We start from the raw sequence: 13122 nt of genomic DNA on the forward strand, positions 1-13122 counted from the left end.
ATGGCGAACCGCCGCCGCGTCACAGCGCGGCCATCAGGCGTTCGTAGTCATCGGACGGATCGGCGTCGAACGGGTCGAGCATCACCGCCTCGCGGTGCTCCGGACCGGTCAGCGTCAGCCGTGTCCAATCGCAGGAGAACTGGGCGCCGGCGTCGAGCGCGGCGGCCACGAACCTGCCGCGCAGCGCGGCGCGCGTGTCAGCCGGCGGTGCGCTGAGCGCCCGCTGCGCGTCGGCGTCATCCAGCAGCCGGATCATCATGCCGCGTCGCAGCAACGCGTCGTACACCGTGCCGGAGGCGATGTCGTGATAATCCATGTCGAGCTGCGCGAGCTTGGACTGGGCGATCATGCCGCCGCGGCGCGCGTGCAATGCCTCGAACAGGCGCAGCTTGGCCGCCCAGTCGACGCGGTCCGCAAGCTGCTCGGACCGTCCGGACTCCAGCAGTTCCAGCACCTGTCGCCATGCGTCGACGGTGCGCGCCATGTCGCCGGCGTCGGCGTCCGATTCGCCCGTCAGCTCGCGGTGATCGGCCATGAACCGTTCGACGATGCTCAGGTATCCGCGCTGGATCTCGATCGCCGTCATTTCGCGGCCGTCGGCCAGCCGAAGCTTCGCCGTGCGACAGGTCAGGTCGCGGCTGACGGCTCGGTTCGCCTCGCCGGGATCGGCCAGCGCGAACGCCTCGCAGCCGGACGGCCTGCCGAGCCGGGCCGACTCTTCGATCGCGCACAGCACCAGATGCGTGACGGCGAGCTTCATGCGCGTGGCCCACTGGGAGCGGTTGGAGTCGCCGATGATGACGTGCAGCCGGCGGAACTCCTCCGGATCGGCATGCGGTTCGTCGCGCGTGTTCACCATGGGGCGCGAGCGCGTGGTCGCCGAGGAGACGGCCTCGTCGAGATAGTCGGCGCGCTGCGTGATCTCGAACCCCTCGTCGGTGACGCGGCCGGCGCCCGTGTAGAGCTGGCGCGTGATGAGGAACGGCAGCAGCTCGTGCTCGACCTGCTCGAGGGAGACATAGCGGCGCACGAGATAGTTTTCGTGGCAGCCGAACGAATGCCCCGCCGAGTCGGCGTTGTTCTTGAACACGTGCACGCGCAGATGCTCGCCGTATCCGGTGTCGCGCAGTTGGTCCTGCGCCTGGGACGCGAGCCGGCGCATGACCAGCTCGCCGGCCATATCCTGCGCCAGCGCGTCGATCGGGCGGCGCGCCTCGGCCGTTGCGTATTCGGGATGCGAGCCGACGTCCAGATACAGTCGCGAACCGTTGGCGAGGTACGTGTTCGTGGAACGGGAACGGGAAACGATCGGCCGGAACATCGTCATGGCGACCTGTCCGGCGTCCACGGGCCGGCTCGCGCCGGTCACGGATACGCCGTATTCGGTTTCCACGCCGAAGATACGCGCGAATCCCTCGAATTCCGGGGACCGTTCGACGGTTGCCCCCGGTCCGCTGTTGCCGCTGTCGCGCAGCTGCGGCATCACTCGCCGCCCTTCTGCACGAAGCTCGACACGTATTCCTCGGCGTTGGTCTCCAGCACGGATTCGATGTCGTCGAGCACCGAGTCGAGCGCGTCGCCGGCCGTTTCGGCGGTCGCGGCCGCGGATGCGGCCTGCGCGACGGCGGCGTTCTGCTCGTCCTGCGCGGCGGCGTGCTCCTGCGCGTGCGCCTGTGCGAATTCCTGAGGCATGGCGGTCCTCCTATACTCCCTGATAACTGCTCCCCGATAACAACGATGCTCCCCGCGATCGGACGATCACGGGGAGCATGCACGTACGGTCACTGCACGATCTTAACCGCACCGACGCGCGCACGTCGCGCCGTCAGTGCAGGTATGGACGCAGTTCGTCGATGATCAGGCCGTTCGAGGCGACGATGTCGTTCTCGCGGCGCCAGTGCACCAGACCGCCGTTCCACGTGCGCAGCTTGGCCTGCGCCTCCCAGCACACGACGGCGCCTGCGGACACGGCGGGCACGTCCCAGCGGTGCAGGTTCGGCTCGAAGTACGCGTCGTACGTGCCGTCGGCGACCTTGCACAGGTCGAGCGAGGCCGGTCCGACGCGTTTGATGTCGGCGGGCTGGCCGGCGATCGCGCTCACCACGTTGAGTGCGCGCTTCGACTCCTCCGGCACGTAGGACATGCCGTAGCTGACGACGGAGCCCTTGAGGTGCTCGGTGGTGGAGGGCATGATCTTCTCGCGCTTGTCGCCGATCTGCGTCTTGCGGATGCGGATCGCGCCCTGCCCGCGCGCGGCCAGATACGTGACGCCGAGGGCGGGCGCGTGCACGACGCCGACGATCGGCTGCGCGGAGCCCTCTTCGTTGAATTCGAACAGGGAGACGGTGATGGCCCATTCGGGCATGTTGCGCGTGTAGTTGATGACGCCGTCGATGTTGCCGACGCACCAGTAGCGCTCCCCCGGCTGGCACTGCTCGGGACGGTCCTCCCAGCGGCCGTCGAAGTTGTCGACATAGGACAGTCGGTTCACGATGAACCGGGAGAGACGGTCGTCCACGTCGAGCGTGGACTGTTTGGTGGGCGACAGGTCGATTCCCTTCAGGTCGCGCGGGTTGAGCTGGTCGGTCAGCGCGTGGCGGCCGGCGTCCTGCGCGATGCGCGCCACTTCGAGTGCAAGCTGTCTCAGTTCCATCGTCATGTTCCTCGGTTTCCTCGGTTTTCTCAGCGGTGCGCTGATGATGCGGTCCGTCTGTCTGTTCTCGTGCGTCGGAGTGCCGGAAGTTCCGAGGAACCCGGCGGCCGGTCGCGCGGTACGCGTCATGGCGTCGTGTGCTGAGCAGAATTTTACCGAGGAAATGTGATGTTTTCGTCTACGGCCGTGATGATTCCGGCAGCCGAGTCGGATTCGTCCACAAAGCGTTCACATGCCGTGCGGCCGAAGCCCAACGGGTCGGACATGTCGAGCGTGAGCAGGTCGGAGGCGCGTTCCGCCGGGCGGCTCGCGTTGCCGTACGCGTCGAATGCGGCGTCGCCGAGCGGGGACGCGTCGGCGTGACGGCGCACGGTCAGGTGCGACCACGAGGCGGCTACGACCTGTTCGGGATACCGGTTCACGACCGCGGCGCGCAGCCACGCGCGCGTGTCCTCCGGCGCGTGGTCCGCGGCCGCGCGCACGTCGGCGTCCGTCATGACCCGTTCCGTGTGCGCGGCGAGCTTGGCGAACACGCAATGCGCCGGGTCGAGCGCGGCCCAGCTCAGGTCGATGGCGGCCAGCCGCGGATCGGACCAGTCCAGCGAACCTTTGCGGCGCATTTTCTCGAGCAGCTGCCATTTGAACAGCCATTCGAGACGCCCGGCCTCGGCGGCCATCGTCAGGCGCGCGTCGTCGTCGGCGTGGCGCACGGCGGCCACGTCGGCGAGCGACTGTCCCCACATCGCCATGATCGAGCGCGTCGAACGGTCCGGCCATGCGGGCTCGCCGGTCGTGTCGGTGCCGTGGATCATCGCGGCCGCGGCGTATACGGCGGAACGCAGCGCGACCTGCATCAGCCATGCGGTCGTTTCCCCGCCGTTCGCGAGCGGCAGCGGCTGGGCGAGCGTCAGGTCGTGCGACACGTCGTGCATGGCGGCGACCGGATCGGCGAGTTCGAGCTGGTCGAGCAGCTCGGGCAGGTCGTATCCGGCTTCGTCGGCGTGTTCGGCGAGCCACAGCAGCATGGACGTGACGCCGAGTTTGAGCGCCTGCGGCACGTCCATGCGGTTCGCGTCGCCGACGATGACGTGCAGGCGGCGGAATCGCGACGTGCTGTGCGATTCGTCGCGCGTGTTGATGATCGGCCGGTCGAACGTGGTCTGCAGGCCGACTTTCATGTGGACGTAGTCGGCTCGCTGGGACAGCTGGTAGCCGGCCGTCTCGCTCTTCTCGCCGATGCCGACGCGGCCGGAGCCGGCGTAGATCTGCCGCGAGACGAAGTGCGCGGTCATGAGCCGCGCGATCACGTCGAACGGCACGGCGCGCTCGGTCATGTAGTTTTCGTGCGTGCCCCAGCTGGCGCCCTTGCCGTCGACGTTGTTGCGGTGCAGCACGATCGGCGCGCCGGTCGCCTCGGACGCGCGGCGCGCGGCGGCGAGCATGACGAGGTCGCCGGCGTGGTCGTAGCGCACGGCTTCGAACGGGTCGCAGGTTTCGGGCGCGGAGTATTCGGGGTGCGCGTGGTCGACGTACACGCGGCCGCCGTTGGGCGCGATCACGTTGACGATGTTGAGCTGGGGCGCGTCGGTGAGCATGTCGGGGCGTGCGGCGGCGCGTTCGAGGCGTGTGCCGCGCGCGTCGTTGACCGGGTCCTCCTGCCGGTAGTCCCAGCGAATGCGCGCGCGTGCGCCGTCGGCCGCCGCGCCGACCACGTCGAACGACAGCTGCACCGGGTTGGCCCGTTGCCCGTCCGCGCGCGAGACCGCGTATTCGGTTTCGGTGCCCATGACTCGTTTCACGCTCATGCCGTGTCTGCTTCCTGCTCGTTATTGGTGTGATGCCGTAATGATGATATTGCGCGATGACGTTGCCGCGCGATTGTCGCATGCGATCGCACTGCATGCTGGCGTGCGATCGGTTCATGCCGTTCGTCCTGCCCGCCCGGACGACTTGGCCGAGCGGGACCGGTCGAGATTATTCGGAAGTCTCCGCCCTATTCGGAAGTCTCCGCCGCCGGACGGATGCGCACGATGCGACCCGCGTCCATGCCGTTGATACGGCTCCACTGCTCCGGATCGGCGTCGAGCACCGAGTCGCGCGTCTCCGCGAACTCGTCCCCGACCGCCGCGCCGATCATCGCGGCGTTCAGCGCAACCGGCGAACCGGAGACGATCGACGCCTTGACGGCCTTGGTCTTGGCCCGGTCGACGATGTTCTTGAGCATCGCGCCGGACGCCACGTCGGCAAGGAACACGGCCGACCACACGCCCTGGTCGTTCATCACGTCACATAGATGCCGGTGTTCGTCACGCGCGTACGCGTCGTCCACAAGCGCGCGCGTGAGCGCGTCGGCGTCCGTGCCGGTTTCGATCGGCAGGTCGTCGGTCAGATAGTGGCGCACGATCGAAGCGGCCTGAGCCGCGCCCGGCCGGTCGATGTGGATCTTCACGTCGAGTCGTCCGGGCCGCAGCACTGCCGGGTCGATCATGTCGATGCGGTTGGACGCGCCGATCACCATGACGTTGTCGAGCCGTTCCACGCCGTCCAGTTCGGCCAGGAACTGCGGCACGATCGTCGTCTCCACGTCCGAGGAGACGCCGGAACCGCGCGTGCGCAGCAGCGAGTCCATTTCGTCGATGAACACGATGACGGGCCGGCCGTCGGCGGCGCGCTCGCGCGCGCGTTTGAAGATCAGACGGATCAACCGTTCGGATTCGCCGACGTACTTGTTGAGCAGCTCCGGTCCCTTGACGGACAGGAACACGCCGGCGCCCGCCCCCGATCCGGCCGCGAGCGCGTGCGCGACGGCCTTGGCGATGAGCGTCTTGCCGTTGCCGGGCGGGCCGTACAGGAGCACACCCTTGGGCGGGTTCAGGTCGTAGCGTTCGAACAGCGCGCGGTGCAGGAACGGCAGCTGCACGGCGTCGCGGATGCGTCCGATCTGCTCATCGAGGCCGCCGATGTCGTCGAACGTGACGTCCGGCGTTTCCTCGAGCACCAAGTCGGCATCGTTGGTTTCGGGCAGCAGTTCGAGCGCGAATCGCACGGACGGGTCGACGGTGACGCGGTCGCCCGCGTTGATCGCGGCGGCGGACGCTGATGCGAGCGAGCCGGCGCGGCGGACGAGCTGCGGGTTGCCGCTCGCGTCGGCGACGACGAGCCGGCCGTCGCCGAGCGTTTCCTTGACCGTGCGGATCATGCCGAGCGTGTCGGTGCCGCGCTGTTCGACGAGCACCATGTTTTCGTTGAGCATGACGGTCGCGCCGGCGGTGAGCCGGGCCGCGTTCACGTTGGCGGCGACGGGCACGACGAGACGGCGCGTGCCGTTGAGGATTTCGGCGCTGGCATGCTGGACGCCGTCCTCGTCAACGCGCGACGAGTCGACCCTGACCATGGTGGCGAAGGTGAGCGGCGGCTGGGCGAGCTGGGTCAGCTGCGACTTCGCCTTGGCGAGTTCCTTGCTCGCCCGGGTGAGCGCCTGTGCGAGCGCATGGTTCTTCTCCATCAGGCGGTCGTTGAGTTCCGCCAGTTCCTCGGCGCTGCGCTCTTCGCTCATGATCATCCCTTCCGGTCGCGTTGCGCTACCATGCTACGGATCTTGCGCGCGGCGAGCACGGCGATGACCACGATGAAGACGACGATGACCACGTCCTCGAACACGCCGAGCGCGCCAAGGATCGAACACCACTGGTCGCCGAGCAGGTAGCCGGCCGAGACGAGCACCGTGTTCCACACGGCCGAGCCGAGCAGCGTCCAGCCGGAGAACTGCAGGAAATTCATGCGGTTGAAGCCCGCCGGAATGGAGATGAGCGAGCGGACGACGGGGATCACGCGGCCGAGCAGCACCGACCAGGTGCCGTATCTGGTGAACCAGTCGTTGGCCTTGTTCACGTCCTTGCGGCTCACGCCCGGAATCACGTCGGCGGCGCGGTGAATGCGGTGCAGGCCAACCCAACGCGAGACGCCGTAGAGCGCCCACGCGCCGAGCAGCGAGCCGACGGTGGCCCAGACGACCGCCTCGACGAGGTTCAGCGTGCCGCGCGCGGCGGTGAAGCCGGCCAGCGGCAGGATGACTTCGCTGGGAATGGGCGGGAAGATCGATTCGAGGGCGATGGCGAACGCCACGCCGAGTCCGCCGACCGTTTCCATGAGGGAGACGAGCCAGTCGGTGATCATGCCGATCAGGCCGGTTTCGCCGGTGGTGCACACGGGGATTTCGGAGGTTGCGAGAACGAGTCCGGAAAAAGTCATAGGGGTCATTGTCCCAACGTTTTTCGACAATCAGTGGCATGTGCAGCGAAACCTTGCAAGACCTTGACACCCGCGACGGCGACTGTCGCGGCCGTTCCGACGCACCGGCCGCGGTTGCGCAGTCCGGCACCGCGGATGCGCCGACGTTGTCCCGTCCCGGACTGCTGGTGATGGACGTGGACTCCACGCTGATCGACGAGGAGGTCATCGACGAGCTGGGCGCGGCGGCCGGCTGCGGCGAGCGCATCGCCGCGGTGACGGAGCGCGCGATGCGCGGCGAGCTCGATTTCGCGGAAGCGCTGCGCGCACGTGTGGCCCTGCTGGAGGGTCTGCCGGATTCGATATTCGCACAGGTGCACGATGCATTGCATTTCACGACCGGCGCGCTTGATCTGATCGACGCGTTGCACGCGCACGACTGGAAGGTGGGCGTGGTGTCCGGCGGTTTCCACGAGGTGGTGGATATGCTCGCCGCGGACGCGAAGCTCGACCATTGGATCGCGAACCGCCTGGAGGTGAAGGATGGCCGGCTGACCGGCCGCGTGCTCGGCGAAATCGTCACCAAGGACGTGAAACTGCGCTCACTGCGCGCGTGGGCCGACGAACTCGGCGTGCCGATGACGCAGACCGTGGCCGTCGGCGACGGCGCGAACGACATTCCGATGATCCAAGCCGCCGGCCTCGGCGTCGCGTTCTGCGCCAAACCGAAAACGCGCGCCGCCGCACCACACGCGATCGACACCCGCGACCTGCGCCTCGTCCTCGATCTCCTACGTCCGTGATTCCGGTCTGTGAATCCAAGCCTTGCCTTGGACCGCGAATGACACGGCGATTGGTTTCACACCGTCATATCTGTATCGGCTGCGGCTCGGCATGATTCCGCTGGTGTCTTGATCGTCTTTTCAATGCTCAATGTCGTGGGCATTGTGGGCATAGACGGTACATCGATACATGCTCGTGGGCATGGGCGGTACAGGAACGCGCGAAAATGGGCCCGTTCGTATACCGCCCATGCCCACGATCCCGTACACGGTCGGGTTATACCCACGATCAATGACCGCAAATGGTTAGGTTATGCCCACGATCGAAATCCCTCTGCCGATAGAATCGGCGGGGAACACCGGTATTGTCCCGTCTATGCCCACAGCCGACATTGCCGGCAAGAATCTGCTCGGCGTCGTAACAATAAACGCCGAACATCGCATGGCGTGAACGACCACGTCAGCGCGTGAACACGGAATAGTCGCCAAGCGCCGCTGCAGGTCGCATCTCGGTGTAGTCGGCATAGTCGATGCACGCGCGCATGTATTCGTTGTGCTTCAAATCCAGCGGATTTTGACTTTCCTTGAACGTTTCAAACGCCTTTTCGCGGTCGTCATAGATCACGTACACATACCCGTACAGGCCACCTGGTTCCTCGTTCAGGAACCAGGATTCGATGTGCGCGCCCTCCGCGGGCATCGTCGCATTGCCTTCCTCCAGATGATCGTTGAGGTACTGAAACCATTCGCGGGCCAGTTCCTCCTTACCGGGTTTGATATGGAATCGATCAAGTGATGTATACATGTGCTCTCCTTCCGCAGCATATCCGATCACGAAACCACACTGCTCCCAGCCCCCTGACAGAGGGGCGCATGGCGGGTTCCAGTGATCGTGGTCCCCGTTCGTCGTTGCAGAACGAACGGGGCCACCGTGTTGTCATAAAGGCGTCACGCGCAGTGGGCGGTGGCGGCGAGGCGGGCGCCGCGCGCCCAGTCGGCGGCCTTCATGGCCTTCTTGCCCTGCGCCTTGACTTCGAGCAGTTCGAGCGGGTCGGACAGGGTGCCGACCCACACGTTCTTTTTGCCGGCGTGCAGCACGCCCGCGGCGAGGTCCTTCGGCGCGTTCGGGTTCTCCATATCGGTCGGCTGCGCGCGCAGCACGTGCAGCACGGTCGGCTCAGTACCGTCCTCGTCGTCGGCGTGCAGTTCGCACCATGCGCCCGGGTTCGGCGTGCAGGCGCGGATCTGGCAGTCCACGTCGTTGACGGGCGCGTCGAACACGATGTGCGCGTTCTCGACGGTGATCTTGTCGGCTTTCGGATAATCGCCCTCCTGCTGGGCGACGGCCGCGGCGCGCCCGGCCTCGACGGCCTGCATGGCGCGCACGAGCACGCTCGAACCGCTGTCGGCGAGGCGGGCGAGCAGTTCGCCGGCGGTTTCGTGGCGGCCGATGTCGGTGCCGCACTGGGAGACGATCGGGCCGGCGTCCATCGCGCGCGTGATGCGGAACACCGTGACTCCCGTGGACTTGTCGCCGGCCCAGATGGAACGCTGCACGGGGGCGGCGCCGCGCCACTGGGGCAGCATGGAGAAGTGCAGGTTGTACCAGCCAAGCGGCAGCGCGTCGAGCACTTCCTGGCTGAGGATCTTGCCGTAGGCGACCACGGCGGCGGCCTGCGCGCCGGTGGCTGCCAGCTCGTGCACGAAGCATTCCTCGGACGGGTCGGATTCGATGACCGGCAGGTCGAGTTCGAGCGCGGCCTGCTTGACCGGGTTCGGGGTGAGCTTGCGGCCGCGGCCGACGGGCGCATCGGGGCGGGTGAGCACGGCCACGACCTCGAAGTGCTCGGTGTCGGCGGCCAGCGCGCGCAGCGACGGCACGGCCACGTCGGGGCTGCCGGCGAACAGGATTTTCAGCATGGTGTCCTTCCTCACTATCTCACGTTGTCATGCGACGTCTCGCATTGCCGCGCGATGACGGGCAATGTCCCGCCGCATCAAGCGTCACAGCGTCACATAAAGCATTGCGGACCTCCCCGAAGGACGCCCGCGAAGTACGATTCGCGCATCCGCCCGACCGCGAGCGGTGCAACGACGACATACTACTCCCTGCCGCGCCCCGTACGGCCCGCGCATGGCCCGCAAACGAAACCGCAAACGAACGCCGAACACAGCCCCCGCGTATGGAACCGCATGCGCATACGCGCGAGGCCGCGAACCGTACCGGCTGCCGCCGCCGGCTACCGCACGGAGGGGATGTTCACGCCCTGCGCGATGAGGATTTCGCGCAGCTTGCGCGAGTCGGAGAAGCGGATGCCGCGGATGCCGGCCTCGTTCGCGCCGACGATGTTCATGGCCTTGTCGTCGATGAAGATGCTGGTTTCGGCCTTGATGCCGAAGTCCTTGAGCGCCGCCTCGTAGATCTCCTTGTGCGGCTTGCGCAGCTTGACGAAGCCGGAAACGAGCTTGCCGTCGAGCTGCTGGAGGATCTTGCAGTTCTCCTCCGCGCAGTGGAACAGTTCCTTTTCCCAGTTCGACAGGCCCCACACGCCGATGCCGGTGGCCTTGAGGTCGTTGACGAGCACGCGCATGCCGGGCACGATGCCGGTGAGCGAATCCTCGAAGTTGTCGACGTAGTACTGCAGGATGTCGGCCCACTTGTCGCCGTGGGTCTCGCGCATCCACGCGACACCCTCGGCGGGCGTGGCGCCGGCGTCCATGAGGTCGTTGCCGTCGTAGAAGCCGGACACGTCGTTGTCGAGGAACTGGTCGATGGTCTCCTGGCTGTAGCGCGCGATGAGCGCGGCGGCCGGATCCCAGTAGATGAGCACGTTGCCGAAGTCGAAGATCACGTCGGTGATCGGCTTGCCCGCGGCGCCGGCGGCGTTGCCGTCCGCCATGAGCACGTCGTGTTCCATGTCCGGCTCTCCCGGCCAACCCTTCATATGGTCCTCCATTCCAACCATGAACGTCGGTATGAACGTCAATATGTTCCACGGCTATCGTCCCACGCCGCGCCGACCGGACGCGCATGTTTCAACCGCGGCGGATGAACGCGACGCGACGGCACGGCGAATCATGGACGTCGGCCGGATCGGATCCGTCAGATCAGGTCCTTCGGGTCGAGCCGGAACCGCAGCTCCCCCGGCTCGCGCGCGGCGACGTGCCGGGCGACGATCATGCGCAGCCGGATCGCCAGTTCGGCCCTGCGCGACTGGGCGACGCGCACCACGGCCTTGACACGGTCCGCCGTGTCGGCGAATTCGCGCGCGTTCACGGTGGACGGCTGCGGGATCGGCACGGGCCCGAGCATGGCCGGCATGTCCTCGCCGCCGACGCTCACCGTGCCCCACTCGCCGCCGGGCAGCGCGCCGAGCCGCTGTATGGCCTGCATCACCGCGTCGCGCCGCCCCCACACGCAGGCGGCCGCGAGCACGGGCGGCAGACCTGTCTGCGCGCGCTCCTCGATCTCCTTGGCGGCCAGCAGCCGCGAATCCCAGAGCATGAGCGACTGGGCGATCACCGGATCGGTTTCTCCGATGAGCAGTCCCTGTCCGCCGCGTGAGCGTGGCGCGCACAATGCCATCGACCGCATCCAGTTGGCCAGTGCGTCCGGCCTCGCGTCCACGCCGGGCGCATACAGGCTGGTCCACGCGTCGAGGATCGCCACGGCCCGGTATTCGCGGCCCGCGACGCCGTCATTGCCGTCAGCCGGCAGCACGCGCGGCTCGCAGCCGGGGGTGGCGATGACGATCTGCGGAAGGCAGGGAATCGCTTCGACGAGTCCGCGCGGCTGGCTGCGCGACGAGACGACGATCGGCACGCCGCGGAACAGTCCGGCGAGTTCCTGCGCGGTGCCGGCGGCGCCGACGCGCACGACGCGCAGCCGATCGCCGCCGCAGCCGGGGCATGTCCAGTTCACGACGGCCGCGCCGCACCAGCGGCAGCGCACGCCGTTCGTACGCGGATCGTGCTCGAGCGGGCCGGTGCAGCGCGGGCAGCGCGCCTGACGGTGGCAGCGCGCGCAGCTCAACGCTTCGGTGATGCCGTCGGCGGGAATGGACAGCAGGACGGGCCCGCGTTCGAGCGCCTTGGTGAGGATGCGCACGGCGGTGTGCGGCACGCGCGCGCCGATGCTCGGGTCGGCGAGCCGGGCGAGTTCGTCGCGGTTGAGCCAGCGGATCCACGGGCTGCGCTCCTTGACGACGGCGGGCAATGGCCTCACGGCCGTGCTGAAGCCGGTGGTGGGGGTTTCACGCACGGCCGACGGGTCGCCGTCGCCGTTCGTCTCCCATTGGCTGATGGGACTGCGCACGTTGGCAAGACTGACGAACACGCCGCCGTGCGCCTTGGCGCGCAACCGCAGCACGCCGCGCGCGTTCGGATACGGCATGAAGCCGTCCATGTTCTGATATGCAAGATCGTCGACGATGGCGAACAGGGCGGGGCCTCCAACCGGCGCGTACATGGCTGAGCGCGCGCCGATCGCGCAGCGCACCTGGCCGGTGGCGACGGCCCGGTAGGCGCGGTACCGTTCGGCAGGCGGCATGGCGCTGCCTTCGAGGATCGCGAAATCGCCGCTGTAGCCGCCGTTGGCGGACTGGTTCGGTGCAAACGGTCGCAGTCCGCACGCGCCCGTCAATACGGCGGCGAGGTCGTTCACTTCGCGGTTCGTCGGCAGCACGACGACGGCCGGCTTGCCGGCGAGCAGCGCGGTCAGGATCATCCACGCCAGATCGTGCGCCCATCGTGCGGCGCCGGGCAGCGCGTCGACGACGAACGAGGCGAACGCCGAGCCTTCGAGCGCGTCGCGCAACTGCCGCGCATGATCGTATGACTGCGCGAACCGGTCGAATCCGGCGTCGCAGGCCCGCGACTGCGCGTCCGCGAACCGCCGCCGGCCCTGCCATGCGCCGGATTCGGCGAGACGCTGCTCCTGGTCGACGCGGGCGACGCGTGCGGGCACGGCGAAGCGCAGGATGTTGGCCCGGGTGCCGCCGTACGCGTCGGCGATGAGCTCGACGTCACGCCGCATGGCGGCGGAGACGAGCGGTTCGAGGGTGAGCACGCGTTCGATATAGCGCAGGGACGATTCCGGCGTGTCGCTGGAATCCGTGCGGTTCCAGATGATGCCGCTGACGCGCTGACCGCCGAAGCGCACGCGCACCATCGCGCCGGGCTGCGCCTGTTCTGACTGCTTCTCGTCGATGAGATAGTCGAACGTGCGGCCCAGATGCGTGGCCTGCACGTCGAGCACGACCTGCGCGATCGGCTTGTCGGAGGCCGGTTCGCGTTCGGCCGGCGCGCGACGGCGGCGCTTGCGCGGGGCGAGCCCGTCAAGCGCCAGCTGTTCGGCGTGCGGCGTGGTCATAGGTCACTGTTGTACCACATGGCCGGCGCGAGCCGAAGACGGCGTGCGCCGGCCGTCGCAGGCCTGCAATGCAGGTCCGGCGGCGA

Annotated in this window: 11 protein-coding genes; 1 reads left to right on the top strand and 10 read right to left on the bottom strand. The window is 67.6% G+C overall.

Going from position 1 to position 13122, the window contains the following annotated elements:
• Positions 1–19 precede the first annotated feature (19 nt).
• The 6 genes from pafA to KIH79_RS01165 form a co-directional block, all read right to left on the bottom strand.
• Complete coding sequence (pafA, locus tag KIH79_RS01140; RefSeq protein WP_219057697.1) at positions 20–1483, bottom strand: Pup--protein ligase; 1464 nt, start codon at positions 1481–1483, stop codon at positions 20–22.
• Positions 1483–1692: a ubiquitin-like protein Pup gene (locus KIH79_RS01145; RefSeq protein ID WP_219057698.1), complete on the bottom strand. Its 210-nt coding sequence runs from the start codon at positions 1690–1692 to the stop codon at positions 1483–1485. Before KIH79_RS01145 ends, pafA begins: the two co-directional genes overlap by 1 nt.
• Before the next feature lie 133 nt (positions 1693–1825).
• Positions 1826–2653 carry an inositol monophosphatase family protein gene (locus tag KIH79_RS01150; protein ID WP_219057699.1) on the bottom strand — a complete coding sequence of 276 codons (828 nt, stop codon included), beginning with the start codon at positions 2651–2653 and terminating at the stop codon, positions 1826–1828.
• A gap of 152 nt (positions 2654–2805) precedes the next feature.
• Positions 2806–4458: a depupylase/deamidase Dop gene (dop, locus tag KIH79_RS01155; RefSeq protein WP_219057700.1), complete on the bottom strand. Its 1653-nt coding sequence runs from the start codon at positions 4456–4458 to the stop codon at positions 2806–2808.
• Between the two features lie 188 nt (positions 4459–4646).
• Positions 4647–6209 (bottom strand): proteasome ATPase, encoded by a 1563-nt coding sequence (arc, locus tag KIH79_RS01160; protein WP_219057701.1) that lies wholly within the window; start codon positions 6207–6209, stop codon positions 4647–4649.
• A 2-nt stretch (positions 6210–6211) separates the two neighbouring features.
• Positions 6212–6913, bottom strand: coding sequence for a DedA family protein (locus tag KIH79_RS01165; RefSeq protein ID WP_420829334.1), 702 nt, complete (start codon positions 6911–6913; stop codon positions 6212–6214).
• A gap of 161 nt (positions 6914–7074) precedes the next feature.
• Between KIH79_RS01165 and serB the strand changes: the two genes are divergently transcribed.
• A complete protein-coding gene (gene serB / locus KIH79_RS01170) occupies positions 7075–7686 on the top strand; it encodes a phosphoserine phosphatase SerB (protein WP_236023517.1) in 612 nt (203 codons plus the stop codon).
• A gap of 439 nt (positions 7687–8125) precedes the next feature.
• Here the strand turns inward: serB and KIH79_RS01175 are convergent, their stop codons facing one another.
• The 4 genes from KIH79_RS01175 to KIH79_RS01190 all read right to left on the bottom strand — a co-directional run bounded on the left by KIH79_RS01175 (position 8126) and on the right by KIH79_RS01190 (position 13036).
• Entirely contained in the window at positions 8126–8470 is a 345-nt protein-coding gene (locus KIH79_RS01175) for a DUF6176 family protein (protein WP_219057704.1), read from the bottom strand.
• Positions 8471–8613: 143 nt separating this feature from the next.
• The gene (fmt, locus tag KIH79_RS01180) at positions 8614–9585 is read right to left on the bottom strand and encodes a methionyl-tRNA formyltransferase (protein ID WP_219057705.1); all 972 of its coding nucleotides are present in this window, start codon (positions 9583–9585) and stop codon (positions 8614–8616) included.
• A 320-nt stretch (positions 9586–9905) separates the two neighbouring features.
• Positions 9906–10610: an HAD family hydrolase gene (locus KIH79_RS01185; RefSeq protein ID WP_219057706.1), complete on the bottom strand. Its 705-nt coding sequence runs from the start codon at positions 10608–10610 to the stop codon at positions 9906–9908.
• A gap of 158 nt (positions 10611–10768) precedes the next feature.
• On the bottom strand, positions 10769–13036 hold the full coding sequence (locus KIH79_RS01190) for a primosomal protein N' (RefSeq protein ID WP_219057707.1): 2268 nt from the start codon (positions 13034–13036) through the stop codon (positions 10769–10771).
• Positions 13037–13122: the final 86 nt, after the last annotated feature.

This window comes from Bifidobacterium miconis (assembly GCF_019331735.1).
Taxonomy (GTDB): Bacteria; Actinomycetota; Actinomycetes; order Actinomycetales; family Bifidobacteriaceae; genus Bifidobacterium; species Bifidobacterium miconis.

Coding starts and splice junctions, on each gene's coding strand:
- pafA (WP_219057697.1), bottom strand. CDS start 1,483: ATGCCGCAGCTGCGCGACAGCGGCAACAGCGGACCGGGGGCAACCGTC.
- KIH79_RS01150 (WP_219057699.1), bottom strand. CDS start 2,653: ATGGAACTGAGACAGCTTGCACTCGAAGTGGCGCGCATCGCGCAGGAC.
- dop (WP_219057700.1), bottom strand. CDS start 4,458: ATGAGCGTGAAACGAGTCATGGGCACCGAAACCGAATACGCGGTCTCG.
- arc (WP_219057701.1), bottom strand. CDS start 6,209: ATGAGCGAAGAGCGCAGCGCCGAGGAACTGGCGGAACTCAACGACCGC.
- serB (WP_236023517.1), top strand. CDS start 7,075: ATGGACGTGGACTCCACGCTGATCGACGAGGAGGTCATCGACGAGCTG.
- KIH79_RS01145 (WP_219057698.1), bottom strand. CDS start 1,692: ATGCCTCAGGAATTCGCACAGGCGCACGCGCAGGAGCACGCCGCCGCG.
- KIH79_RS01185 (WP_219057706.1), bottom strand. CDS start 10,610: ATGAAGGGTTGGCCGGGAGAGCCGGACATGGAACACGACGTGCTCATG.
- KIH79_RS01165 (WP_420829334.1), bottom strand. CDS start 6,913: ATGACCCCTATGACTTTTTCCGGACTCGTTCTCGCAACCTCCGAAATC.
- KIH79_RS01175 (WP_219057704.1), bottom strand. CDS start 8,470: ATGTATACATCACTTGATCGATTCCATATCAAACCCGGTAAGGAGGAA.
- fmt (WP_219057705.1), bottom strand. CDS start 9,585: ATGCTGAAAATCCTGTTCGCCGGCAGCCCCGACGTGGCCGTGCCGTCG.
- KIH79_RS01190 (WP_219057707.1), bottom strand. CDS start 13,036: ATGACCACGCCGCACGCCGAACAGCTGGCGCTTGACGGGCTCGCCCCG.